The organism is Lysobacter sp. CA199 (genome assembly GCF_052078715.1).
Classification (GTDB): Bacteria; Pseudomonadota; Gammaproteobacteria; order Xanthomonadales; family Xanthomonadaceae; genus Lysobacter.
In genome coordinates, this window is record NZ_JBQJIL010000005.1 from 105,990 (window position 1) to 129,052 (window position 23,063).

Annotated in this window: 20 protein-coding genes and 2 pseudogenes; 15 read left to right on the forward strand and 7 right to left on the reverse strand. The window is 65.8% G+C overall.

The features are described from left to right. Positions 1–411 precede the first annotated feature (411 nt). From ACTOWJ_RS09935 to ACTOWJ_RS09955, 5 genes are all read left to right on the forward strand, one after another. On the forward strand, positions 412–660 hold the full coding sequence (locus tag ACTOWJ_RS09935; RefSeq protein WP_441334447.1) for a hypothetical protein: 249 nt from the start codon (positions 412–414) through the stop codon (positions 658–660). Positions 661–668: 8 nt separating this feature from the next. Continuing rightward, on the forward strand, positions 669–1,064 hold the full coding sequence (locus tag ACTOWJ_RS09940) for a hypothetical protein (protein WP_441334448.1): 396 nt from the start codon (positions 669–671) through the stop codon (positions 1,062–1,064). A 182-nt stretch (positions 1,065–1,246) separates the two neighbouring features. Next, positions 1,247–1,792, forward strand: a complete 546-nt coding sequence (locus ACTOWJ_RS09945; protein ID WP_441334449.1) for a hypothetical protein — start codon at positions 1,247–1,249, stop codon at positions 1,790–1,792. Continuing rightward, entirely contained in the window at positions 1,789–3,279 is a 1,491-nt protein-coding gene (locus ACTOWJ_RS09950) for a hypothetical protein (protein ID WP_441334450.1), read from the forward strand. Before ACTOWJ_RS09945 ends, ACTOWJ_RS09950 begins: the two co-directional genes overlap by 4 nt. 50 nt (positions 3,280–3,329) lie before the next feature. Further along, positions 3,330–3,899, forward strand: coding sequence for a relaxation protein (locus ACTOWJ_RS09955; RefSeq protein WP_441334451.1), 570 nt, complete (start codon positions 3,330–3,332; stop codon positions 3,897–3,899). Positions 3,900–3,990: 91 nt separating this feature from the next. Here the strand turns inward: ACTOWJ_RS09955 and ACTOWJ_RS09960 are convergent, their stop codons facing one another. Then, positions 3,991–4,794: an AraC family transcriptional regulator gene (locus ACTOWJ_RS09960; protein ID WP_441334452.1), complete on the reverse strand. Its 804-nt coding sequence runs from the start codon at positions 4,792–4,794 to the stop codon at positions 3,991–3,993. 100 nt (positions 4,795–4,894) lie between these two features. Here ACTOWJ_RS09960 and ACTOWJ_RS09965 point away from each other — a divergent pair, with 100 nt between their 5' ends. After that, the gene (locus ACTOWJ_RS09965; RefSeq protein ID WP_441334453.1) at positions 4,895–5,149 is read left to right on the forward strand and encodes a hypothetical protein; all 255 of its coding nucleotides are present in this window, start codon (positions 4,895–4,897) and stop codon (positions 5,147–5,149) included. A 50-nt stretch (positions 5,150–5,199) separates the two neighbouring features. On the opposite strand, the gene ACTOWJ_RS09970 is transcribed toward ACTOWJ_RS09965, so the two are convergent. Then, positions 5,200–5,694 (reverse strand): GNAT family N-acetyltransferase, encoded by a 495-nt coding sequence (locus ACTOWJ_RS09970; RefSeq protein ID WP_441334454.1) that lies wholly within the window; start codon positions 5,692–5,694, stop codon positions 5,200–5,202. Between the two features lie 140 nt (positions 5,695–5,834). Between ACTOWJ_RS09970 and ACTOWJ_RS09975 the strand changes: the two genes are divergently transcribed. After that, positions 5,835–6,209: a cupin domain-containing protein gene (locus tag ACTOWJ_RS09975; RefSeq protein WP_441334455.1), complete on the forward strand. Its 375-nt coding sequence runs from the start codon at positions 5,835–5,837 to the stop codon at positions 6,207–6,209. Positions 6,210–6,831: 622 nt separating this feature from the next. Further along, the gene (locus ACTOWJ_RS09980) at positions 6,832–7,242 is read left to right on the forward strand and encodes a helix-turn-helix transcriptional regulator (protein ID WP_441334456.1); all 411 of its coding nucleotides are present in this window, start codon (positions 6,832–6,834) and stop codon (positions 7,240–7,242) included. A 215-nt stretch (positions 7,243–7,457) separates the two neighbouring features. Here the strand turns inward: ACTOWJ_RS09980 and ACTOWJ_RS09985 are convergent. Next, positions 7,458–7,637: pseudogene (locus ACTOWJ_RS09985) on the reverse strand (DUF6053 domain-containing protein); the annotation flags it as partial. Between the two features lie 375 nt (positions 7,638–8,012). Here ACTOWJ_RS09985 and ACTOWJ_RS09990 point away from each other — a divergent pair. Both ACTOWJ_RS09990 and ACTOWJ_RS09995 read left to right on the forward strand, forming a co-directional pair. After that, the gene (locus ACTOWJ_RS09990; RefSeq protein ID WP_441334738.1) at positions 8,013–9,728 is read left to right on the forward strand and encodes an endonuclease; all 1,716 of its coding nucleotides are present in this window, start codon (positions 8,013–8,015) and stop codon (positions 9,726–9,728) included. After that, the gene (locus ACTOWJ_RS09995) at positions 9,668–10,129 is read left to right on the forward strand and encodes a DUF6053 domain-containing protein (RefSeq protein WP_441334457.1); all 462 of its coding nucleotides are present in this window, start codon (positions 9,668–9,670) and stop codon (positions 10,127–10,129) included. Before ACTOWJ_RS09990 ends, ACTOWJ_RS09995 begins: the two co-directional genes overlap by 61 nt. Before the next feature lie 74 nt (positions 10,130–10,203). On the opposite strand, the gene ACTOWJ_RS10000 is transcribed toward ACTOWJ_RS09995, so the two are convergent. Then, a complete protein-coding gene (locus ACTOWJ_RS10000; protein ID WP_441334458.1) occupies positions 10,204–11,214 on the reverse strand; it encodes a zinc-dependent alcohol dehydrogenase family protein in 1,011 nt (336 codons plus the stop codon). A gap of 103 nt (positions 11,215–11,317) precedes the next feature. Between ACTOWJ_RS10000 and ACTOWJ_RS10005 the strand changes: the two genes are divergently transcribed. Next, positions 11,318–12,256, forward strand: a complete 939-nt coding sequence (locus ACTOWJ_RS10005) for a LysR family transcriptional regulator (protein WP_441334459.1) — start codon at positions 11,318–11,320, stop codon at positions 12,254–12,256. Positions 12,257–12,389: 133 nt separating this feature from the next. Here ACTOWJ_RS10005 and ACTOWJ_RS10010 read toward each other — a convergent pair whose 3' ends face one another. Further along, positions 12,390–13,082: a porin gene (locus ACTOWJ_RS10010; protein ID WP_441334460.1), complete on the reverse strand. Its 693-nt coding sequence runs from the start codon at positions 13,080–13,082 to the stop codon at positions 12,390–12,392. 636 nt (positions 13,083–13,718) lie between these two features. Here ACTOWJ_RS10010 and mprF point away from each other — a divergent pair. After that, positions 13,719–16,286 (forward strand): annotated as a pseudogene (gene mprF, locus ACTOWJ_RS10015) (bifunctional lysylphosphatidylglycerol flippase/synthetase MprF); the annotation flags it as partial. A gap of 50 nt (positions 16,287–16,336) precedes the next feature. Here the strand turns inward: mprF and ACTOWJ_RS10020 are convergent. Continuing rightward, positions 16,337–17,779: a virulence factor family protein gene (locus ACTOWJ_RS10020; RefSeq protein WP_441334461.1), complete on the reverse strand. Its 1,443-nt coding sequence runs from the start codon at positions 17,777–17,779 to the stop codon at positions 16,337–16,339. Positions 17,780–17,948: 169 nt separating this feature from the next. On the opposite strand from ACTOWJ_RS10020, the gene ACTOWJ_RS10025 reads away from it, so the two are divergent. The 3 genes from ACTOWJ_RS10025 to ACTOWJ_RS10035 all read left to right on the forward strand — a co-directional run bounded on the left by ACTOWJ_RS10025 (position 17,949) and on the right by ACTOWJ_RS10035 (position 21,568). After that, the gene (locus ACTOWJ_RS10025; RefSeq protein ID WP_441334462.1) at positions 17,949–18,668 is read left to right on the forward strand and encodes a histidine phosphatase family protein; all 720 of its coding nucleotides are present in this window, start codon (positions 17,949–17,951) and stop codon (positions 18,666–18,668) included. A gap of 155 nt (positions 18,669–18,823) precedes the next feature. Next, entirely contained in the window at positions 18,824–19,876 is a 1,053-nt protein-coding gene (locus ACTOWJ_RS10030) for an XAC2610-related protein (protein WP_441334463.1), read from the forward strand. 63 nt (positions 19,877–19,939) lie between these two features. Next, positions 19,940–21,568, forward strand: a complete 1,629-nt coding sequence (locus ACTOWJ_RS10035; RefSeq protein ID WP_441334464.1) for a peptidoglycan-binding protein — start codon at positions 19,940–19,942, stop codon at positions 21,566–21,568. A 320-nt stretch (positions 21,569–21,888) separates the two neighbouring features. Here ACTOWJ_RS10035 and ACTOWJ_RS10040 read toward each other — a convergent pair whose 3' ends face one another. Beyond that, the gene (locus ACTOWJ_RS10040; RefSeq protein WP_441334465.1) at positions 21,889–22,962 is read right to left on the reverse strand and encodes an aldo/keto reductase; all 1,074 of its coding nucleotides are present in this window, start codon (positions 22,960–22,962) and stop codon (positions 21,889–21,891) included. Between the last annotated feature and the right edge of the window lie 101 nt (positions 22,963–23,063).

Genomic DNA, 23,063 nt, shown 5'->3' on the forward strand with positions numbered 1-23,063 from the left:
CGGGAATTTTAGCAGTCGCCCCCGGCGAGTGCCAACTTCAAGGGACAAAAGCGCCCGGACGGGCCGGGACTGAACGCTTAATGAGGCGTTCCGGCGAGCTTTCAAGGGGGCGGGGCGAGAAATCTTGCAACCAGAGGCCGGGGCATGCCTCGGAACGGTCGCGACCGGCCCCATGGGGCCTAGCGGACCGGCGCGTGCGCGCCACCTCGGCCGGCGCTGCTTTGCGGGAGGGCTTTCAGCCCCGATCGCCTTTCGACCCGATCACGGCACCCCAACTGCAAAGCTGATTCCGGCCGACTCTGCGCAACCTAAACCAGTACCGATGACTCCGAAAAATGGCACATCCGATCGACCTTGCCTGTCCGGAGCGCCCTCCCGTAGGCTCAACCCCAGTCGCCTCAAGGATGAAATATGCGCCGACACCGCTCATGGATGGGACCGGGCCTGCTGCTGGCGTTGACCGGCTGCGGCGCCTCGCCTTACGACGAGATCGCGCCGGAGTTCAAACAGAACTCGCAGCCTAAGCAGCGCTATCAATTGACGCTGACCATCGCCAATGCGCCGGGGCCGTTCGTCTCAGTCCAGGGATTCATGCAGTTCGACATGAAGACATCGGAATGCCCGCCGCCGCCGCGGCTTAACGCAGGGTCCACGTCATGAGAATCGTAGTGAAGCCCCTGTTCCCTGTCTTTTTTCTTCTGCTGACTTCATGCGGATGCAAGGGAGACGACGTCAAAATCATTTACTCCCCGGATAGAAAATACAAGGCCGTCCTCCAACAAGCAGAAGGCTCGCCGGGGAGCTGCTTTACCGCAGTAGACGTAATGCGCGCCGACGCATCGCTCATCGATGCCGAGTCTGATCGAATCGCTGGATTCGAAGCGCCGCACGACTACAAACAGCTGAAGATCCGATGGACTTCGAACGACACCCTACAGGCGTCCTACCCCGGATTTGCTCCCGGCGAGTTTCCGCACATGAGCTATAACTCCGGAGACCAGATCAAGTTTGATTTTCCAAAGCCGCTTTCGAGCGACGCCAATGCTGTGCGGCATACGCAATGACGATCGCGCGCCACCGGTACTGTCGCGAGAGATTGCGCGCATTGGCCCTACGCTGACTGACTCGTGCCGATTCATCGGCTGATTCGCCTCAAGGATTGGATATGCGACAACACCTTTCGTGGATAGGCCTGAGCTTGCTGCTGCCCTTGTCCGCTTGCAGCCCTTCCTCTTCAGAGAAAACCATGCCCGACTTCAAACAGAATCCGAATCCCAAGCAGCGTTACCAACTCATTTTGACGCTCGCCAATGCGCCCGGACCGTTCGCATCGATCGAGGGGTTCATGCAGTTCGACGTGAAGACGCCGGAATGTCTGCCGCCGCCGAACGAGAACGGCGGCCACCTCTGGCCGACGCCCACCGAAGACATACCCATCGTCTGGATCCGCGTCAATGATACCGAGTACACCGGCGTTGTTTATACCGACGGCATGATCGATGAGGACTACTACGGCCGTGGCGTATGCCACTGGGAGTTGATCCAGGCGTACGCTTCCTTAAAAGCTACGGGGGCACATGGGGAAACCCGGTTCGTCCCTAATATTTATCCTGAAAAAATTAAGGCTCAGCAGGCTGAAAAGACATACCTCTTGAAGCAGTTCTATCCGCAGGATCCGGACATCGAAAATTACGGTGCGTACGGGCAGACCGATCGTTCAAAGATGGATCCTGCGCTCAAGGACGCCGAACTCTTCACCGTGACTCTCACACCTAAGGCAGTGACGCCATGACCATTCCCACCCAGCAGTATGCCAATCTGGCGGAACAGTCCTACGGCGATGACCAAAAGGGCTCCGAAGGAAAGTGGCTGCATCCAGTCAATAAAGTGTTTGAACTGGAGGGCGTAAAGTACAAAGCATTGGAATACATGGATCGCCCCTCCGGTTACCAAGGCGCGATCTATCAGCGGGTGGATACCGGCGAAATCGTGGTGGCGCACTGCGGAACCGAATTCGGCCGCGAAGCCACGCGGGACGGTGTCATTGCAGACGGCGGCATGGTTGCGATGGGCTCGAACGCCCAGGCCAAAGACGCCATTGAATTTACTAAACGCGCGATTTCACTTGCTGAGAAAAGCGCGAGGGACTACGGCGGACACGCCCCAGAAGTCACCATCACCGGCCACTCCTTAGGCGGCTGCCTGGCCCAGATCACCGCGCACAAGTTCGGCCTGCGCGGCGAAGCCTTCAATCCCTACGGCGCCGCCAGCCTCGATTACGGCGTGCCCAAGGGCGGCGACCGTTTCGTCAATCACGTGATGGCGGGCGATGCCGTCAGCGCCGCCAGCCCACATTACGGCCAGGTGCGCGTTTACGCCAAGCCCGAGGAAATCAACAGCCTCAAGGGTGCCGGCTACAACAATCACGACCGCATTTCGACCGACATCCTTCACCGCGCTCCGCTGGTCGCGGCCGTAGCGTCCGGAACTAAAGGCCGGTCGCACAACATGGACAATTTCCTCAACGTGGATGGCGACGGGCACGAAGACGTGTCCGTACTGCGCGATCCCAAGACGCAGGCCCTGGCCAAACAGTACGACCCCATGATCGACAAGTACCGCGACGACGTGCGTCACTTGCGCGCCGGAATCACCACGACGGTTGCGGTCGGCGAGACCATTGTCGAACTGCACGAGAAAGCCCTCAAGCGTGGAATCGACACCGGCATACAAACCGGCAAGATCGCCGCCGCAGTCGGCGAAAAAGCAATCGAGATGCACGAGAAGACCGCGCGCAAAGTCGTCGAGGTGGGCGTGCAAGCCGGCAAGGCGGCCGTCGAAACCGGCGAGAAGGCGGTCGAACTCGGCGAAAGGGCCGGACGAAAAGCCGTCGAAGTCGGCGAGCACGTCGGCAAGAAGGCAGCCGAAATCGGCGAAAAGGCGGAGAAAAAAGCCCGCGAGGTCGGCGATGCCATTGGAGATTTCTTCAGTTCCAAGACCGCCTCGGTCGGCGCTGCCGGTACCGCGCTGTTGAGCGCAAATCCGCTGGCGTTCGTCCGCCAGATGACCCAGGCGCATGCTTCCGGCGATCAAGAAACCTTTCGCGCGATGACCCAATCCGCCGCCAACCATGGCGCCGGGCAGCAGTTGCGCCACGAGGCCAGCGCCACTGTCGACCGGCAGGAGCAGCATCAGGCGGCCGAACGCGCGTCCGCGCAGCAGCAACGCGATCGGCAGCAGGAAACCGCGCAGCCCAGTCAAGGCGGCCGTTCGCGCTGATGCCCCCATAGCGACAGCCGTAACCGCTCAACCCAGGAGAACCATCGCGCATGGACCAGCAAGAATTGACCGAACTGATCAGCGCCACCGCTACGCTCATGGAACAGTTCGAACGCAACTGCGCCCAGATCGAGCAGCAGCAGAGGGCGTTGTCTCAACAGTTGCAAACCTTGTCGCAGCAGCTTCCAGCAACGGTACGGCAATCGGCCGACGCCACGTTGAGCGGTTTGCCTGGTGAGCTGATGGGGAAATTACGCAGCGGGCTGGAGCGGCCGGTCGGCGATTACGAGAAGCGGTTGGTCCAGGCCGGTACGGCGTTGGGCGACGGCTCGCAGGCGCTCGCACAGCAGCTTCAGCGCATGGAGCGCATGCATAAAAGCCTGATCTGGAAAGTCACCGGCACCGTGATCGCCTGCATCGCGCTGTTGCTGGTCGGCGCCATTTGGTTGTCGATGCACTACATCGGCGTGATCCGCGACAACCAGGTCGCGGCCGACAAGCTCAAGGCGATCAACAGCGCCGACCTGATCCTGTGCGGCGATCGTCTGTGCGCCAACATCGATCGCAAGGCGCAAGGCTATGGCGACAAAGGTCAGTACGCTCCCGTCCAACGGCGATGAGCGCCGGCGGCGGGAGTCTCGCCGCGAAAAGAAGCCGGTACCGATCGGCATGCTCGCCATCGCGACGGCGCATCCGAAAGTCCGAGGCCGCTCAGTCTTTGAGTGAATCGAGGTACTGGGTCGGCGACGCGCCCAGATGGCGCCGGAACATGGCGATGAACGCACTGGCGCTGTCGTAGCCCATATCCAGCGCGACCGTGGTCACCGCCTCGCCCGCCGCCAACCGCTCCAGCGCGCGCATCAGCCGCGCGCGTTGGCGCCATTGCAGCAGGCTGTAACCGGTCTCGTCGCTGAAATGCCGGCTCAGGCTGCGCTCGGACAGATGCGCCAGCGCCGCCCATTCGGCCAGGCCGCGCGGATCGGCCGGATCCTCGATCAGCGCCAGCGCCACCGGCTGCAGGCGCGGATCGCGCGGCATCGGCAGGCCGATGCGTTCGCCGGCACGGCTGTGGGAATGGCAGTGCGCGATCTCGTCCAGAAGCACCTGCCCCAGTCGGACCTGGGCGGATTCCAGCCGCGCCTGCGGCGGCCACGCCGCGACCCGCGCCACCGCTTCGCGCAACAGGCCGGACACTCGCATCGCGCACGGCTGCGCCGGCAACGCGGCGCTGTCTGCTTCAGCGACGTAAACGCTCCACCCGCAGAACCGGTCGCCATGCGAGCGTAGCGAATGCCGATGCTGCGGCGGCAGCCAGACCGCATCGCTGGCCGGCACCAGCCAACGCCCCAGTTCGGTGCCGACGGTGAGCAAACCGCGGTACGAGCCGAGCAATTGCCCGCGCGCATGCCGATGCGGCGCGGTATCGCGCACGCCGCGGGTCTCGAGGGTCACCGCGATCACGAACGGCCCCGCGCCGGAGTCGGCGCGGGCCGGGGCGAGCAAGGGATCGGACATGGCCGGAATGCGCTATCGGATGGCCGGGCCAACGTAGCAGAGCCGATACGCGCAGCCCAGCATGGGCGTACGTTCTCGACCTTCACTTCGGAGATTTCTCATGCGCGCTCAGGACATGCTTCCCGACCACCTCGACGTGGCCCACATCGACGGCGTCGCCGTGCGCAAAGGCTCGGTCGCCGCGTTCCTGGCCAACGCACGAACGCTCAGCAACCCGCACGCCGACGACGAAGCGCGCGCGCAGGCCGAACAACACATTCGCCAAGCCTTGCCGGCCCTGCGCGCGGTCGGCCTGTTCGATGTATTGGAGATTCGCGATCCGACGCTGCGCGGGTGGATCGATTCGATCGGGTGAGGCGCGCGGCGCGGTGACGACGATGCGACGCCGTCGCCGCCGCAATCGGCCTACAGCGATTTACGCATATGCACGCATGCCAGCGTCACGCCGCTGGGATGCGGATAGGCGGCTTCGCCGATCGCGTTGAATCCAACCGATCGATAGAACGCCGTCGCATTGAGCGAAGACGCCACGGTCAGCGCCGACAGGCCGTGGTCACGGGCGATCGCCTCGATCTCGCCCATCAGGCGCGCGCCCAGGCCGCGACCGCCGTGCTCGGGGGCGACGAACATCGCCTCGACCTCGGCACGCTCCAGATCGACGATGCCGTAGCAGAGCAACTCGTCGCCCTCCTCGATCAACACCGCGCCACCGGCGGCGATCAGGCGCGGGTAGGAGTCCGGCAAGGGCGACGCCGACCAGATCGCGACGGTGGCCGCATCGTAATGGCCGACGCAGCCCGCACGCACCGCCCGCGTGCGCAGCGCCCACAGGCGCGCGGCTTCGTCCTGACGCGCGGCGCGCGGTTCGCAGGCGGGTAACGAAGGACCGGTCGGCGGCATGATCGCGTCCTGAGTCGAGCGGGAGCTGCATCGGCGATGCGATGCGAATTCACCTTAATCGGCATGCGCCGGCCTTGTCGATGCCGCGCGCAGGCCCAAGCATCTAGACTGACCGTCCCAGCCTTCGCCAGGAACCGACCATGTCGTCCGTGACCTCCCCCGCCGCCGTCGCCGCATCGCTCACCGAACTGTGGTCGCCGCGCGTGGTCGCCGAAGTGGATGAGGCCTACATCAAGGTCGCACGCGTGCACGGCACCCTGGCCTGGCACAGCCACGCCGACGAGGACGAGTTGTTCTTCGTGCTCAAGGGTCGGCTGGTGATCGAGATGGAAGACCGCAGCGTCGTATTGGGCGAAGGCGAAATGTTCGTCGTGCCCAAGGGCGTGCGCCACAACCCGATCGCCGACGAGGAATGCCATGTGTTGTTGATCGAACGCAAAACCACCCAGCACACCGGCGATGTGGTGACCGACAAGACCCGCTCGATCGACGAACAACTGCGGCCGGTGGGGTAAGCGGCGCGGCGTTTTCGCGGGGTGCTCTTCGTAAGCGGCGGGCCGCATCGAAGCAGCGGCTCTCAGAGTGGCGACTGCTTCTTTCAGCGCGGATCGCCTTTTTGTTGTGACAGGGACTTCAGCCCGAGGCCTTTGCTTGCCGTTGTCGCGGACTGATCGAAAAGCGTCGGGGCTCAAGCCCCTCCCACAAAAGACGGCGCGGCGCGCGCAGCGGGGTGGGAGCAGGTCGATCCTGTCGCAGCGCGGTGCAGTCGCAGCTTGCGGACCGCACAAAAGAAAAGAGCGCGTCCCGTGGAACGCGCTCTTTGGTGCGGAGATGGCCGTCCTACGCATGGCGCAATCCTGCGCCTGTCCCCCGAACCGACCTCGTGTCTTGCCGAAGTCCGTATCAGCGTGGGGCCATCTTCTGGAGTCCTTGGGGCGGGCGCCACTTCATCGGATCACGTTTTTCGCTACTTTTGGTAGCTCCAACAGTTGTTTGATAATATAAGTTACTGTATTTATTGGCTACTACTTTCCGGCTAGCTATCGAAAACGCACTACGTAAAGCGACTATCGGTAGCCAGGTGATTTCCGGTAGCATCAACGCATAATTCCCTTAAAAACTGCCCAAAACTGTCACATGACGCCGCAACAGCGCATACGCCTCGCCCGCCGCCACGCCGGTTTGTCGCAAGCTGCGCTCGGCGCCGCGGTCGGCGTGCAGCGCAGCGCGGTCGGACACTGGGAATCGGCCCAGGGCAAGTTCCCCAGCGTCGCCCATCTGCGCGACGTGGCGATGATCACCGGCGTGCAGTTCGAGTGGCTGGCGACTGGGCGCGGCAAGATGAATCTGTCGCAGGACACGGCCATGGATTCGGTCGCCGCCGCCGAGGCCCTGCTGATCGACGACCCGCTGGAACTTCGCCTGATCACCGCCTTCCGCGAGGCACCGGCGCGATCGAAGGCACCGCTGGTGGAAGTCGCCGAGCAATTGGCCGAGCTGCGCACCGGCCGCCCGCGTGGCGCCACCAAGACGCGCGGCGCGGGTTGAGCCTTCGGTAGTAACGGCGTTTTTTGCGGACGGGGCTCCGGCGCTTTCGATTCGGGCTGCGTCGTTTGACGGGAGAAGGTCCGCACCCACGGCGACGGGCCCAAGAGTCTTTTTGTGGGAGGCACTGGAGCCCAACGCTTCGGCTCCAATTGCAGCCATCTGGAAGAAAAGCAGCTTCGCACCCACGACTGCGGCCCGAGGTCTTTTGTGGGAGGGGCTTCAGCCCCGACGCTTTCCGCTCCAGCGGCCCCGATCTGAAAGAAAAGCGTCGGGGCTGAAGCCCCTCCCACAAAAGACTTCGCACAAAAGGCCTCCTGCCTGAAGACGCCCTGCCAACGGCCTGCGATCAAGATCGCCGGGACGGCAGAGCTACGTTTCGACGCCGACAGCGCCATGGTCCAGGCACATTGCGGCCTCCCCGAACGCCCCTTCCCGCGCACCTGTCGTCCAGCCGTCGGCTGGCTATCGCTCAGCTGGCGCCAGACTGTCCCCGAGCGGTCACGATCGCCCGACGCAAGCGCGACACCAGTCCCCTTTTCGGCACGCCCCCGGCCACACCCTGGCCGGCACTGTCACACAGCCGGACTAGACTCACGTCACGCGCCCTGGGGAGGGCGCGAATCGCGCCGACGATCCGCCGCCCGGCGGCCGCGCGATGCCACTCACAAGGAGCAGAACCGATGCCCAAGTCCGTTGCTGGCCGTTCCAACCCGCTGTCGCTGCGCCGCGCCGGCGTCCTGTCGCTGACGATCGCCGCGCTGCTGCCGTCGATGGCCTCGGCCGCCGTGTTCATCAATGAATTCCACTACGACGACGCCACCTCGAGCGGCGATGTCGGCGAGCGCATCGAGGTCGTCGCCACGGCCGGCGAAACGCTCAGCAATTACCGCGTCTATCTCTACAACGGCAGCACGCCCTCCTCGGCGACCACCTACGACAACGACCTGGTCCCGGCCGGCAACGTGGTGACTTGCGGCAGCGGCAGCGCGCGCATCGCCACGCTCAGCTATCCCACCAACGGCCTCCAGAACGGTTCCAACGACGGCTTCGCCCTGGTCGACGGCAGCGGCACCGTGGTGCAGTTCCTGAGCTACGAAGGCCAGATCACCGCGAGCAACGGCCCGGCGTCGGGCACGACCAGCACCAACCTGCCGGTGTCCGAATCCGGTTCGGCCGCGGCCGGCACGTCGCTGCAGCTCTCTGGCAACGGCAGCGCCTATTCGCAGTTCACCTGGCAGAGCTCGGCGACCCAGACCTTCGGCGCCTGCAACAACAATCAGACCTTTACCGGCTCGGCCCCGAACACGCCGCCGAGCGTGAGTTCGACCACACCGAGCAACGGTGCGACCAACTTCCCCGCCGCCGGCGATGTGTCGGTCAACTTCAGCGAAGCGGTGACGCTGGCCAGCGGCGCGTTGACCCTGCAGTGCGCGACCACCGGCACGGTCGCGCTGACCTACCCGTCCAGCGGCACCGCGATCACCGCCTCCACCGGCACCGCGCTGCATGCCGGCGAGGCCTGCACCTTCACCGTGGTCGCGAGCAAGGTCACCGACGCCGGTGGCGCTGCACCGGCCGCCAACACCGTGGTCAACTTCAACGTCGCCAACGGCGGCGGCACGCCGACCGGCTACTACGCGCACGTCAACACCAGCAGCGCGAGCCAGCTGCGTTGCTCGCTGCACGAAACCATCAAGGGCCACACGGTCTATCCGTACAGCGGCGGCACCACCAACACCTGGTCGATCCTGGAAATCGCCGACGAGGATCCGAACAACTCCGGCCGCATTCTCGACGCCTACAAGAACCGCAGCTTCGTCAAGATCACCGACCGTGCCGGCAGCGGCAGCGGGGTGAAGTACAACCGCGAGCACACCTGGCCGAACTCGCTGGGCTTCGGCAGCGCCACCGGCAACCTCGGCCTGCCCTACGCGCCGTACACCGACACCCATATGCTGTATCTGACCGACGCGGGCTACAACGCCGATCGCGGCAACAAGCCGTTCGCCGACTGCTCGCTGTCGAGCGGCTGCGGCGAACGCGTCACCGAGGTCAACAACGGCAGCGGCGGCGGCAGTGGCGTGTACCCGGGCAACTCCAACTGGTTCAAGACGCCCGACGGCAACAGCGGTTCGTTCCAGGTCTGGGGCAAGCGCCGCGGCGACATGGCGCGCGCGGTGCTGTACATGGCGATCCGTTACGAAGGCGGCACCGATCCGAACAATGGCCAGAGCGAACCGGACCTGGAGTTGACCGACGACCGCAGCAAGATCGTCATCACCTCATCCTCGCCGGCGTACATGGGACTGCTGACCACGCTGTTGTCGTGGCACCAGGCCGATCCGCCGGATGCGGCGGAGAAGGCGCGCAACGAAGTGATCTTCAGCTTCCAGGGCAACCGCAACCCGTTCATCGATCATCCGGAATGGGCGACGGCCTCGCTGTTCAATTCGGCCAAGCCGACGAGTTGCCAGCTGGTTCCCTAAGCGGCGCATTTGCAGCGCGACGACGAAGGCCCGCGATCGCGGGCCTTCGTTTTTTTACGCGCAACTATCTCGACGGAGCCCCGAGGTCTTTTGTGGGAGGGGCTTCAGCCCCGACGCTCTTCGATCAGATCGCGGCCATCGGCAAGAACAGCGTCGGGGCTGAAGCCCCTCCCACAAAAGACTTCGCGCCTGCGCCGGCTTTCAGTGCGATGCGCGGATGGGAGCAAAGTCGCTGGATTCCCGCGTTCGCGGGAATGACGAGCAAAGCAACGTCGGCGCACTCGATTTTTGCACTCCGATCGCCGCGTTCATTGCTAGCGTCATCCCGGCGAAGGCGGGGATCCAGGGCTTCACCGCGGCATGACTCTGAAGGCTCTGGATCCCCACCTTCGCGAGGATGAAGTCATGAGCGAAGACCATGGCAAGTGAACACGACCTCCCTGCGCGAAACAGAACCCGAAACGATCAATCGCGATCAATCGAACACCACCACCGGCTTACCCATTTGCCGCGCCTGGGCGATCGACGCGATCGCTTCGACGCCTTGCTCGAACGAAAACCGCGCGCCCACGACCGGCCGGATGCGGTGCGCTTGCACTTCGGCCAGATACGCGTGCAGGTCTTCCAAGCTGCCGACGCTGACGCCGTGAATGTTGAGTTGATGGGCCATGATCGGGCCGATCAGATTGCCGTCCACGTGCATGCTCTGCAGGAAGCCGATCACCGCGATGTGGGCGTTGTCGGCCGCGGCCTGCAACAGCTGCAGGAACTGCTGTCCGCCGACCACATCGACGATGCCGTCGACGCCGCGTCCTTCGGTGAGTTCGCGCACCGCCGCCGCCAGGTCGGGCCGCTGCTTGTAGTCGATCACCGCATCCGCGCCGAGCGCACGCAACCGTTCGGCCTTGGCCGCTTCGCCGGTGGTGGCGATCACTCGCATGCCGCGCGCGGCGGCCAGTTGCAGGGCCATCAGCGAGACGCTGCCGGTGCCCTGCACCAGCACCGTCGCACCGGGTCGCAATTGCAGTTTGCGCAGCGCGGTCCAGGCGGTGAGCCCGGACACCGGCAAGGTCGAGGCCTGCGCGTCGTCGAGGAATTCCGGCGCGCGTGCGATCGCATCGACCGGCAGCACGATCGATCGCGCCAGCCAGCCGTCGAGCGGGCCGCCGAGTTTGCTCAGGTGGTTCTCGGATTTGAACGGGCCGCCCTTCCACTGGGTCGTGTAGTGGCCGATGACTCGCTCACCGGGCGAGAAGGCGCTCACGCCCGCGCCTAGCGCCTCGATCCGGCCGACACCGTCGGACAGCGGCACGAACGGCCGCGGCAACTCAGGCTGATAGCGGCCGGTGGCCAGGGCGTAGTCGCGGTAATTGATCGAGGCGGCCGCTACTTTGATCCGCACCTGGCCGGGGCCGGGCTGGGGTTGCGGCAGGTCGACGCGGCGCAGGCTGTCGAGGCTCAGGCCTTGAAGCTGGAAGGCATCCATGACGGGCTCCTTGGGAGCATGGGGTCGGGATGCACAGGCTATTGTTGAGCCGATCATTGATATAGGATCGCAAGGACAACTCATCATTGAGGATGTCTCAATAATGATCGGCGGACTGTACTCCGAACTCGAAGCCTTCGAAGCCATCCTCCAACACGGCAGCTTCACCGCCGCGGCGCGGCAGTTGCAGGTCACCCCGGGGGCGATCACGCGCCGGCTCAACACCCTGGAAGCGCGGCTGGGCGCCAAGCTGCTCAACCGCTCGACCCGCCGGCTGAGCCTGACTGAATCGGGCCGCCACTATTACTCCGAAGTAGCGCCCGCCCTGGCCCAGATCCTGGCCGCGGGCGAACGTGTGCACGACCTGTCGGCGCAGCCGCGCGGCGAGTTGCGGGTGTCGTTGCCGATGAACTTCGGCCGCCTGTACGTGATTCCGCACCTGCCGAATTTTCTTCATCGCTACCCGGGCATCGATCTGGACCTGCAGTTCGACGACCGCTTCATCGATCTGATCGGCGCCGGCTTCGACGCCGCGATCCGGATCGGCGCGCTCAGCGATTCGCGTCTGGTCGCGCGGCGCATCGCGCAAACGCGGCGCATCCTGGTCGCCGCGCCGGAGTACCTGCAACGGCGCGGCACGCCGGCGTCGCCTGCCGAACTCATCGATCACGACTGCCTGCACTACACCTTGTTCCGCGACACCGCGACCTGGGAATTCCAGGGCGAACGCGAACCGCTGCGGGTGCCGGTACGCGGACGGCTCAAGGCCAACTACGGCGCGCCGCTGGTCGATGCGGCGGTGCGCGGCGGCGGCATCCTGCAGACGGCGACGTTCGCGGTCGCGCAGGAACTGGCTTCGGAGCAGTTGGTCGAGGTGTTGCCGGACTGGTGCCTGGTGCCGATCGGGATCTATGCGGTGTACCCGGGGCGCGAGTATCGGCCGCGCAAGGTCGAGGCGTTCATCGACTTCGTCGAGGAAACGATCGGCAAGCCGGCGGTGTGGGATCGGGTGATGGGTGCGGGCGGGTTGCCGGTCGGGTAGTGATGCAGGGCTTGGGGGGAGAGCAAATCCCCCAAGCCGCTGTGCCCGGCTCGACTTCTTGCGGCGTCGGGGCAGCCGGGCTTTTTTGCAAGAACGCGCAGCAAACGCTTTGGTGCAAGCGGTCGCACTACGATCAGAAGCTGGCGCGCAGTCCCACGGTGTAAAGCCGATTGTCGCTGCTGATATCGGCTTCGCCGGTGACGCCCCAGGTCTCGTTGAACTTCACCAGCACGCCGAGGTTGCCGCCAAACTGGCTGTCGTAGAAATCGCCGTCGGTGTAGGTGGCCTTGATCCAGCCCTCGAAGTTCGGAGCCAGATTGCCGCGGACGCCGACTGCGACGCGGAAATCGTCGCCGTCGCTGGAGACCCCGTAGCGCATGGAAGGCAACGAGGGCGGTCCTGCCTGGGCGCTGGTATCCAGTTCCGTCTTCAGATAGCTGAGCTCGGTGACAAGATCGACGCGTTCGGACAGGCCGTGGTGATAGCCCAGGCCGAGCTGGTACTGCTTCTGGTCGATGTCGAGGCGCGACGGCTGGGAGCCTGGAATGCCGACGAAATCGCTGCTGGTGACACGGACATCGTCATCGGAGATCTTGCCATACCCACCGAATACGTAGAACGCATCGCCCAGTGCCACCGAACCCTTGAGGTAGTAGCCGTCGGCCTTGACGTCTTCCACGCGGGTGTTTCGGCTGTCCACAGCGCCGACATCTTGCTTGCCCTTGGCGTAACCGCCTTCCACAGAGGTGTAACTCAGATCGGCAGCCATGCTGCTTAAGGACATCGCGGCGAGCAATGCGCCGGTGAGAATCCGTGTCTTCTTCATGATGATCGCGTCCAATAGTGTGGTTTGACTTCCAGGTCGCCGCAATGGCATCGGAAAATTAACAAACTATCGATGGATGTTAACGGCGGCTGCTGGAGCGCAGTGCACCGGGATTCAGTTCCGTCGTGCGCGCATTGCCGCGTGCGAGGGCGTGCACGACCTGTCGGCGCAGCCGCGCGGCGAACTGCGGGTCTCGCTGCCGATGAATTTCGGCCGCTTGTACGTGTTGTTGGTCGGGGAGTGATGCGGGGCTTTGGGGAGAGCAAATCCCCCGCGCCGCTGTGTTCGGCTCGACTTCTTGCGGCGTCGGGCGCCGCCGCCTTTTGCAAGGGGGGGCGAATTTTCGGAGACCGGTTTCGAAGAACACACGGCGAAGCTGCGCGGCGGTGCTTGAAGCGATTCGCGCCGCAGCCTGAGCGGTCGAACCCGCCCTCACCTTGCCGCCGAAGCGATCCACCACACACCCACCCCACCCCATCCGAAGAATTCTCCCCTTTGGAAAGGGCCAGGGGATTTGCCTTTGCTCCCCAACCAATCCCCTACGCCCCCCATCCCCCTCACACTGCACGCCCCATCCCCTCATTCCGTTTTCGCGCCGTTTGCTGAAAGCTTTACGCACCCCCGCGCGCCTCACCCATGACTACTCAGCCCGTTTCCGCCTCCTCCGCCGACCGTCCGGCTTCGTCCTGGCGCCGCGCATTGTCGATGCTGGCCAGCCTGGCGATCCTGGCGCTGGCCCTGCAAGCACTGGCCGGCGAGTTCACCGAACAGGGCTATCGCTCGATCCGTCTGGCGTTCAAGCAACTCGACAGCAGTCGGATCGTGCTGGCATTCCTGCTGGGCCTGGCCAGTTATGCCTGCCTGGTCGGCTTCGACGCCATCGGCCTGCGCCGCAACGCCAGCAAGGTCAAGCCGCTGCGGCTGATCGTCACCGCCTTCCTCGCCAATGCGGTCGGCCACACCCTGGGCTTCGCCGCGCTGACCGGCGGCGCGGTGCGGCTGCGCGGTTACGGCGCGGCCGGGTTGTCGCTTGCCGACATCGGTCAAGTGGTGCTGATGAGCACGTTGGGCTTCGTGTTCGGCGCCTGGGTGTTGCTGGCCTGCGCGCTGATGTTCGAACCCACCCCGGCGGCGGCGCTGTTGCCGCTGAGCGAGAACGCGATCCGCGCGGTCGGCGGCGCGATCGCACTAGGATTCCTCGGCCTGCTGTTCGCGGTCGGCCGCGAGGGCCGCACCCTGCGGCTGCGCGGACACGCGCTGTGGTTGCCCGATCGCCGCACCGTGCTGAGCGTGACCGCGCTCAGCGTCATCGAACTGGCATTGGCCGGCAGTGCGCTGTACGCGCTGCTCGCGCCGATCCCCGGCACCGACTTCATCGGCTTCGTCGGCCTGTACCTGGTGGCAGTGGTCGCCGGCCTGCTGTCGAGCGTGCCCGCCGGCATCGGTGTGTTCGAGTGGTGCCTGCTCAAGCTGTTGCCTGGCGTGGCCCCGGCCACTTTGCTCGCCGCCGCGGTCGCCTACCGCATCACTTATTACGCCTTGCCGCTGGCGATCGCGACGGTCATGGGCCTGTTCGCCGCCGTGCGCGGGCCGGTCGCCGCGCGCGCGGGCGCCTTGCGCACCGCGTGGCTGGCGATCCGGCCGTGGCTGCCGCACGTGATCGCGCTGGCCGCGTTCGTGCTCGGCGCGGCGCTGATTCTCGACGGCACCTTGCCCAAGCCGCGCCATCGTCTGGTCGGCGCGCCCTTGCCCTTGATCGAGACCTCGCAACTGCTCGCCAGCCTCGGCGGCGTCGGCCTGCTGCTGATCGGCCAGGGCCTGCAACGCCGCAGTCACACCGCCTGGGCGCTGGCGCTGGCGGTGTGCGCGCTGCTGCCGTTGCCGTCGTGGCTGCGCGGTGGACATTGGTTGCTGGCCTTGGCGCCGCCGCTGGTCGCGGTGGCGCTGTGGGCGGCGCGACGCGAGTTCTACCGCCAGGGCGCCTTGCTCGATGAGGCCTGGTCGTGGCGCTGGCTGCGCAATCTGGGTCTGGTGCTGATCGCCGCGATCTGGCTGATGTTCTTCGCCTACAGCCACGTCGAATACCGCAACGAGTTGTGGTGGGAGTTCCTGGTCTCCGGCAACGCACCGCGCGCGCTGCGAGCGATGTTGCTGGTCAGCCTGACCGTGGTCGCCTTCGGTCTGGCGCGCTTGCTGCACGCCGCGCGCGCGCCGCTGCCGAGTGCGGACGAGACGCAACTGACGCAGATCCGTCCGATCCTGGCCCTGGCCGAAGACAGCCAGGCGCATTTGGCGCTGACCGGCGACAAGGCGCTGCTGATGGACGAAGCGCAGCGCGGCTTCGTGATGATGCAACGCTACGGCGGCTCTCTGATCTCGATGGGCGATCCGGTCGGCCCGCCCGACGCGGTGCGCGCGCTGATCTGGCGCTTCCGCGAAGAAGCCGACCGGCTCGGCGTGCGCCCGGTGTTCTATCAAGTCGGCGAACAGCATTGGCAGACGTATCTCGACCTCGGCCTGACCCTGGTCAAGCTCGGCGAAGAAGCGCTGGTGCCGCTGACAGATTTCAATCTGCAAGGCCCGACCCGCGCCGATCTGCGCCAGGCCTGGAATCGCGGCAAGCGCTCGGGCCTGAGTTTCCGCATCGCGCCGGTAGAACAAGTCGAATCGCTGCTGCCGGCACTGGAAGCGGTCTCCGACGACTGGCTGGAACAAAAGTCCGGCGAAGAAAAAGGCTTCTCGCTGGGCAGCTTCGACGCCGACTATCTAAAGCGCCTGCCGCTGGCCCTGGTCGAACACGAGGGCCGGATCGTCGCCTTCGCCAACCTGTGGACCGCGACCAACGGCCGTGAGTTGTCGGTCGACCTGATGCGCCACGCCGCCGACTCGCCCAAGGGCACGATGGATTTCATGTTCGCCGAGTTGCTGACCTGGGGCCGCGAACACGGCTACGAGCGCTTCTGCTTGGGCATGGCGCCGTTGTCGGGGCTCGCGCAGCATCGCCTGGCCGGGCGCTGGAACCGCTTCGCCAATCTGATCGCGCGCCACGGCGAACGTTTCTACGGCTTCGTCGGCTTGCGCCGGTTCAAGGCCAAGTTCGACCCGGTCTGGCGCCCGCGCTATCTGGCCGCGCCCGGCGGCATGCATCTGCCGACCGCCTTGCTCGACGTGACCCGGTTGATCTCGCTGGATCCGCGCCGCCACGACGAACACGAGCGCGGCACCGCGCGTTTCCCCGACAGCGCGCCGCCAGCTCAGGGCGTGGCGGTCGCCGCGGTCGAAATTCCCGCCGCCGACAACACTCGCGCGGCGACGCCGTCGTAATCGCCGCCGACGTGGTGGTCGCCGGGCATCTTCGCCACCGAAGCCGCTCCCTTGGGTAACTTCGGGCATAGCGCGTCGCCGTCGTCGCTGCCGTAGATGCACAGCACCCGCGCGGCCGGCATGCGCGCGACCTGCGGCGCGATCGGCAGACCCTTGCCGCTGCCGCCGATCCAGTTGGTCAGATGGAATTCGTACTCGGCCTTGAGCCCGGGCGAGATCAACGCGGTGGAACGCACTGCGCCGCGCGTGGCCGGCGGCAGCTGGTTGTACCCGCCGGGCAGCACGTCGGCGCCTTGCGAGAAACCGACCAGCAACACGCTGCCGCGTTTCCACTGCGCACCGTAGTAACGCACGATGCGGTCCAGATCGGCGGCGAAGCTCTGCGGCGTGCGCGGCGTCCAGAAGTAACGCAGCGAATCCACGCCGACCACCGGCACGCCGGCCCGGCTCAGGCGCGCGGCGACGCTCTTGTCGAAATCGGCCCAGCCGCCGTCGCCGGAGATGAAGATGGCGAAGGTGTCGGCATTGCCGCCGCCGGCCGCGGCCACTTCGGTGATCGGCAAGCCCTTCAGATCGGCCGGCGGCGGCGGCAGGCTGACGTGGCGCTGCGCGCCGAGCGAAACCAGGGCCGCGCGCAGCCCCGGCCACGCTTCGCCGGCGGCGGTGCGGGCGAAGCGGCGTGCCTGCGGAATCGCCTGGACGAAGGCCTCGGCGGCCGTGGCCTGGCAACGCGCGTTTCCGGCGCGCGGCGCGGCGACCAGCCATGGCAGCGCCAACGGCGCGGGCTGCAACCGCAGGCCGCCGTTTTCGTTCGCGAGTTTGAGCGCGCCGGTGGCGCAGAACGCGCGTGGCATGTCCAGCGTCGGGCAGAACCCGTCGGCGATCGCGCCGGCGAACAGCGTCGCATCGCCCTGCGCGGCGACGGCATAGGCGAACGCGGCGCCTTCGCCATCGCCGATCAGCAGCGGCAAGTGATACGTCGGCAAACGGTAATAGGCCTGGACGAAGCGCGAGAAATTCTCCACGTCGCCGGAGGAAAAGTTGCAGCTGCCACCGTCCTTGTTGAGCCGTTCCTCGAGCGCGCGGACCGCGACCACCGCGACCATCGCTCCATCGGCCACCAAGGCGTCGACCCGGGCCTTGCGCCGGGCGTCGTCGGCCCCGTCGGCCCCGTCGGCGAACCACAGCACGAAGCGCTTCACCTCGCCTTGCGGCAAGCGCACCGGCGTGCGCTGAAAGCGGCCATGGGTAATCTCGCCGGCTATCGGCAGCGATGTCGGCGCGGCCGCGCGCGCCGGCGCAATGGACAGCGCGATCGACAGCGCGCCTGCACAGACCGCCAGAGCGGAACGAAGATCGAGCCAAGCGAGCATGCGGTTCTCCCGAATGCGCCACCTTATACCGGCATCGGCGTGCAGAGAATGCGTTCTGACCGATGCCGCGCGGCAAGTGGACGCCGGCCGGGCTTTGGCCGATCCTTGTCGCGGCAACGCGATCGAATCCACGCTCGCACGGAGCGGACTTCCAGGAGGAACCTGCGGCATGAAGAAACTCAAACTGATTCTGATCCGGCACGGCGAGTCGGCCGGCAACGTCGACCATTCCACGCATATGCGCCTGGCCGATCACGCCATCGGCCTGACCGAACGCGGCATCGATCAGGCGTATTCGGCCGGCGAATGGCTCGGCCGCCATTTCCTCGAACACAACACGCGCGAAACCAAAACCCGTTTCTGGGTTTCGCCGTATGCGCGAACCCGGCAGACCGCCGATCAGGTGATCCGCGGCGTCCAGGCCGTGGCCGCTATCGCCGAAGGCGAACATGCGGACAAGTTCGCCTTCGACCGGCGCGAGCACATCAATCTGGTCGAGCAACAGTTCGGCCTGTTCGACGGCGTCCCCGAGGACGAACTGGCCGTCCAGTTTCCACGCGAGAGCGCCCACTACGACAAACAAGTCGAGTTCGAAGGCCGTTTCTGGGCGCGCATGCCGCTGGGCGAAAGCCGCTTCGATGTCGCCGTGCGCGTGCATCAGGCCTTCGGCACCTTTCAACGCGACTACGACAAGAACGGCATCGACCAGTTGGTGATCGTCAGCCACGGCGTCACCCTGCGCGCGCTGGTGATGCAATGGCTGCACCACCCGTTCGAATGGTTCGACCGCGAGAAGAATCCGCCCAATGCCTCGATTCGGATACTGAATGGAAAACAGGACCTGGGCTGCGTGTTTTCGCCGGAAACGGGCCTTCACATCGCGGCCTGAGCCCGTGGGAAATCTTCGGCTTCCGGCATCCGTGCTAGCCTGAAACCCGTCGTTCGATCGCGAGGGAATGCATGATTTTCGACGTCACATTTCGGCGGTTGCAGGGCCGGCGGCGGCTCGGCAGGGTTTGCGTCAGCCTGCTCTGCGCTGGTTTGATGGCGGCGTGCAACGGCACGGCGTATTCATCTTCGGCGAGCACGGCAAGCGACACGCCCGTCAAGCCGGTATCGACGCAAGCCGCTCCAGCGAGCGACGGCGCGTCCGGCGCAGCCGCTACCGCCCCGACGGCCACCGCCGAGCTCAAATCCGCTCAGGGCAGCCGCAAGTACCGCGGCTGCCTCACCGCCGCGGGCGGGGACACCCAAGCGCGCGGGCGGTGCCTGGACGAAGAACTGGCCTATCAGGACCGCGCGCTCAATACCGTCTACAAGGAAAAGATCGGCGCAGTCTCCGGCGCGCAGCGCGATGCGTTGCGCACGCGACAACGCGACTGGCTCAACGAAACCGACCGCCTGTGCGGCGTGGCGGGCAAGACCGCGCCCGCGGTCCCGCAGGACGGACGCGAGTGCCGGCTTGCGCGCACGATCGCGCAATTCGATGTGCTGGCCGCCTCCGGATCCGATTCACGCGCGGGCCGCCAATCGGCCCACGGGTTCCCCGATGCGCACGGCGCGCTGAGCCTGCGCCTGGGCGACGCCGTGGTGGCGATGCAGGCGCAGCGCTGCGCCGGACAGGGCCGCCGGGTGTGCTCAGGCGCGCAACTGCGGATCGTCTTGCCCGGCGTTGGCGAACAAACGCTTTCATTGCCGCAAGTCGCTTTTTCGACCGTGCACAAGGCCGGTGCCACTGGCTACCGCGGCTCGCTCGATGTCGGCTTCGTCGACGGCTGGCCGACCTTCATGCTCTCCGACATCAACGGCGACGGCAAACAAGACCTGATCGTCTGGACCGGTTTCGAAGGGTCGTATGGCGATCCTTCGTATGGGTACTACCTGTTCGATCCGAAGTCCGGGCGATGGGTGGAGAACCGCGCCCTCGCCGATCTGGTGGACGGGCATTCGGTGTCTCGCATCGCGGCCGGACGGCTCGACATCTGGTACCGGAGCGGTCCGTGCGAACGAGGCGAAAAGACCATCGAGCTGCGAGGCGATACGCCGCGCATCGCCGAACAAAACGATTATGACACCTGCACCAAACAAGCGCCCTGAAACGGGGGTGACCGCCGGCGCGATCGTCTCGGCGGCCTCCGACAGCGCACAAGGAGCGATACCATGAGCGACGGATACGGACGCAGCGCCTCTTCCCCCATCAGCCGCGACCAGGCAATCGCGCTGATCGTCAGAACCTGCATCGAGGAAGGGGTGACCGACCCGCGCCAGATCGCCTACATATTGGCGACGGCCGAGCACGAGAGCCAGAACTTCACCAAGCCCGAAGAAGACTTCGGCCGCCGGGAAGCGGCCAGACTCGGCTACGAAGGCGGAGAAGACTACTTCGGCCGCGGCTATGCGCATTTGACTCATCGCGACAATTACCAACGACTGGGCGAGGCGCTCGGCCGAGGCGGGGATCTGGTCGCCGATCCGGCGCTCGCCGCCGATCCGGAGGTGGCGTCGCGAATCCTCGTGCGCGGCATGCGCGATGGATTGTTCACCGGCCGAGGCCTGGACGATTACATCGGCACCGACCCCGAAGTCGCGGCCGATTACCAGGGCGCGCGCGCGATCGTCAATGGCGTCAACCGCGCGGCCGACATCGCCGCCCTGGCCACCGCGTGGGAAGCGCAGGTGCCCGCTCTGGTCACCGCGGTGGAGCGCGACGGAGTCGACCTTACGCCGCTGCCGCCCACGCGCGCCGCCGACGCGCCGCTGCAGAACGGCGACGCCAACGCCCGCGTGTTCGAGATGCAGCAATACCTCAAGGAACTGGGTTACACCAACGACGCCGGCAACGCGCTTTCCCCCGACGGCGATTTCGGTCCGTCGACCGAGCAGGCCCTGCGCAAATACCAGACCGATGCGGGCATCGATCCGGTGAACGGACAAGCCGATCAAGCCCTGTTCGACCGTATCAGGGCCGATGTCGAGCGCGCCAACCCCGACTTCGAGCTGAGCACCATCACCGACCTGTACGGTCCGTTGAACGACCAGGTGCTTGCGCGCGGCGACCGCGGCGATCCGGTCGCGGATCTGCAGCGACAGTTGCAGGGGCTCGAATATCTGGGTGCCAGAGGCGCCACCCGCAGATACGACGAGAACACTGAGGCCGCGATACGGCGCTTCCAGCGAGACGAAAACATCGAGCCGGCCGACGGCCGGGCCGACGAACGCACCCGCGACGCTCTCAACGCGCGCGCGGTCGAACGCGGATTGCCCGAGGCCGCCGAGGCCGTGCAGCGACGGCAGGAAAGCCAGGCCGAGCAGGCGCCGCAACCGCCTGCTCCCGCGCCGGCTGGCGCGGAGCAACCTACCGCGCAACCGACCACACAGCACCGCGCGGCCTTGCTCAGCGATCCCGATGGCGCCCATGCCGCCGTGTATCGCCAAGTGCTGGCTCGAGTGCACGAGGCCGAACACGAGCGCGGAATTCCTCCCGGCGAACACAGCCGCAATCTGGCCGGCGTACTCACCGTCGCCGTGCTGCGCGAGGGTACCCGCCCCGACCGCGTGGAGTTGAACCGCGACGGTTCGCTGGCGCGCGCGGTCGAAGTGAGCGGCATCGGCGACAACCCGGCCTTCAACCGCAACACCGCGGCGGTGGAGACAGCCAAGGCCATTCAAGTGCCGCTGCAGCACAGCAGCGAAGCGGCCGACCGCGCGGTCGCCGATCATGGCCGGCAAGTCGCTCAGCGCGATCAGTCGCAAGAGCGGGAACAGAGCGCGGGCGCGCGATCGGTGTAAAGCGACGATCCGCCGGCTACGTCCATGGGTGGGGCGGTTGATTTGGTAGCGAAAGCGAATCCCCCTTTTTTCAAAGGGAACCGATCGCCGCGCATCGATAAGCGCCTGGCTTCACAGTGCGCCGGCCCGTTGCTTCGACCGGGTTGCGCAAGCTTGCTTTACCGTCCCATCCGTTCCCTTTGGAAAAGGGGCCGGCGCCCGCGTAGCGTGCTTGAAGAAGATGTAGCTGCGCCGGGGGATTTGCTTTGAGCTTCGGTCGAGCCGACCGATTCGTACCAGCCGCGAGCCCGGCGCTAGCGGCGCTGCACCCACCGCCACAATCACAACCGCACAGGCGGCCTCACCTCGCCGAACATCACCGCGCGCACCAGCGGCATCGCCAGGAAATCGTGCGGGAAGCCCGCCGCGATCGCGCTGGCTTCATCCAGCCTCGCGCGCTGCGCATCGCTGAACTCGACCTCCAACGCACCGAGGTTGTCGTGCAACTGCGCCAGGGTGCGCACGCCCATGATCGGCGAGGTCACCGCCGGATTGAGCAGGGTCCAGGCCAAGGCCACCTGCGCCGGCGTCTTGCCGATATCGCGCGCGATCTGCTTGACCACCTCGGCGATATCCAGCGCGCGCTCGGTCAGCGCTCCGTTGCCGGCGGCGATGTTCTTGCGCGTGCCGATCGCCTCGGGCACGCCGCCGCCGATGTCCAGATCGGCGCGGCTGTACTTGCCGGTCAGCACGCCCATGCCCAGCGGCGACCACGGCACCACGCCCAGGCCCAGTTCCTTGGCCATCGGCATCAGTTCGCGCTCGACCGTGCGCTCGATCAGGCTGTACTGAATCTGCAAGGCGATCAGCGGCGACCAGCCGCGCAGGTCGGCGATGGCCTGCATCCGCGCGACCTGCCAGGCCGGGGTGTCGGAAATACCGACGTAGATCAGCTTGCCGGCACGGACCAGATCGTCCATCGCGCGCAGAACTTCCTCGACCGGCGTGGTCGCGTCCCAGGCGTGCAGGTACAGCAGATCGATGTAATCGGTATCGAGCTTGCGCAGGCTGTCTTCGACCGAACGCACCATGCTCTTGCGATGGTTGCCGCCGGCGTTGGGATCTTTCGGCCGGCCGGTCAGGGTGTACTTGGTGGCGATCACCAATTCGTCGCGACGGCCTTGGGCGAACTTGCCGACCAACCGCTCCGACGAACCGTTGGTGTACTGATTGGCCGTATCGATGAAATTGCCGCCGCGTTCGAGGTAGGTGTCGAAGATCCGGCGTGCCTCGGCTTCTTCGGCGCCCCAGCCCCAGTCGTTGCCGAAAGTCATCGCGCCCAGCGACAGCGGCGAAACGCGCAGGCCCGAGCGGCCCAGCAGGCGGTAGGTGTCCAGGGTGGTTGCGGTGCTCATGCCAGCGATCTCCAGTGGGGATGCGGCACGATAGGCCGCAGACACTACTGGGTTAATCCGGCATTATCTGCATGAGTCATTAAGCAACGGATGCATAATCG

What these genes read in the sequence shown, in the direction of transcription:
- ACTOWJ_RS09945 (WP_441334449.1), top strand. Translation starts at nt 1,247, where the DNA reads ATGCCCGACTTCAAACAGAATCCGAATCCCAAGCAGCGTTACCAACTC.
- ACTOWJ_RS09990 (WP_441334738.1), top strand. Translation starts at nt 8,013, where the DNA reads ATGGCCTCGGCCGCCGTGTTCATCAATGAATTCCACTACGACGACGCC.
- ACTOWJ_RS09960 (WP_441334452.1), bottom strand. Translation starts at nt 4,794, where the DNA reads ATGTCCGATCCCTTGCTCGCCCCGGCCCGCGCCGACTCCGGCGCGGGG.
- ACTOWJ_RS10025 (WP_441334462.1), top strand. Translation starts at nt 17,949, where the DNA reads ATGAAGAAACTCAAACTGATTCTGATCCGGCACGGCGAGTCGGCCGGC.
- ACTOWJ_RS10010 (WP_441334460.1), bottom strand. Translation starts at nt 13,082, where the DNA reads ATGAAGAAGACACGGATTCTCACCGGCGCATTGCTCGCCGCGATGTCC.
- ACTOWJ_RS10030 (WP_441334463.1), top strand. Translation starts at nt 18,824, where the DNA reads ATGGCGGCGTGCAACGGCACGGCGTATTCATCTTCGGCGAGCACGGCA.
- ACTOWJ_RS09980 (WP_441334456.1), top strand. Translation starts at nt 6,832, where the DNA reads ATGACGCCGCAACAGCGCATACGCCTCGCCCGCCGCCACGCCGGTTTG.
- ACTOWJ_RS10040 (WP_441334465.1), bottom strand. Translation starts at nt 22,962, where the DNA reads ATGAGCACCGCAACCACCCTGGACACCTACCGCCTGCTGGGCCGCTCG.
- ACTOWJ_RS09955 (WP_441334451.1), top strand. Translation starts at nt 3,330, where the DNA reads ATGGACCAGCAAGAATTGACCGAACTGATCAGCGCCACCGCTACGCTC.
- ACTOWJ_RS09950 (WP_441334450.1), top strand. Translation starts at nt 1,789, where the DNA reads ATGACCATTCCCACCCAGCAGTATGCCAATCTGGCGGAACAGTCCTAC.
- ACTOWJ_RS10020 (WP_441334461.1), bottom strand. Translation starts at nt 17,779, where the DNA reads ATGCTCGCTTGGCTCGATCTTCGTTCCGCTCTGGCGGTCTGTGCAGGC.
- ACTOWJ_RS09970 (WP_441334454.1), bottom strand. Translation starts at nt 5,694, where the DNA reads ATGCCGCCGACCGGTCCTTCGTTACCCGCCTGCGAACCGCGCGCCGCG.
- ACTOWJ_RS10035 (WP_441334464.1), top strand. Translation starts at nt 19,940, where the DNA reads ATGAGCGACGGATACGGACGCAGCGCCTCTTCCCCCATCAGCCGCGAC.
- ACTOWJ_RS10000 (WP_441334458.1), bottom strand. Translation starts at nt 11,214, where the DNA reads ATGGATGCCTTCCAGCTTCAAGGCCTGAGCCTCGACAGCCTGCGCCGC.
- ACTOWJ_RS09995 (WP_441334457.1), top strand. Translation starts at nt 9,668, where the DNA reads ATGGGCGACGGCCTCGCTGTTCAATTCGGCCAAGCCGACGAGTTGCCA.
- ACTOWJ_RS09975 (WP_441334455.1), top strand. Translation starts at nt 5,835, where the DNA reads ATGTCGTCCGTGACCTCCCCCGCCGCCGTCGCCGCATCGCTCACCGAA.
- ACTOWJ_RS09935 (WP_441334447.1), top strand. Translation starts at nt 412, where the DNA reads ATGCGCCGACACCGCTCATGGATGGGACCGGGCCTGCTGCTGGCGTTG.
- ACTOWJ_RS10005 (WP_441334459.1), top strand. Translation starts at nt 11,318, where the DNA reads ATGATCGGCGGACTGTACTCCGAACTCGAAGCCTTCGAAGCCATCCTC.
- ACTOWJ_RS09965 (WP_441334453.1), top strand. Translation starts at nt 4,895, where the DNA reads ATGCGCGCTCAGGACATGCTTCCCGACCACCTCGACGTGGCCCACATC.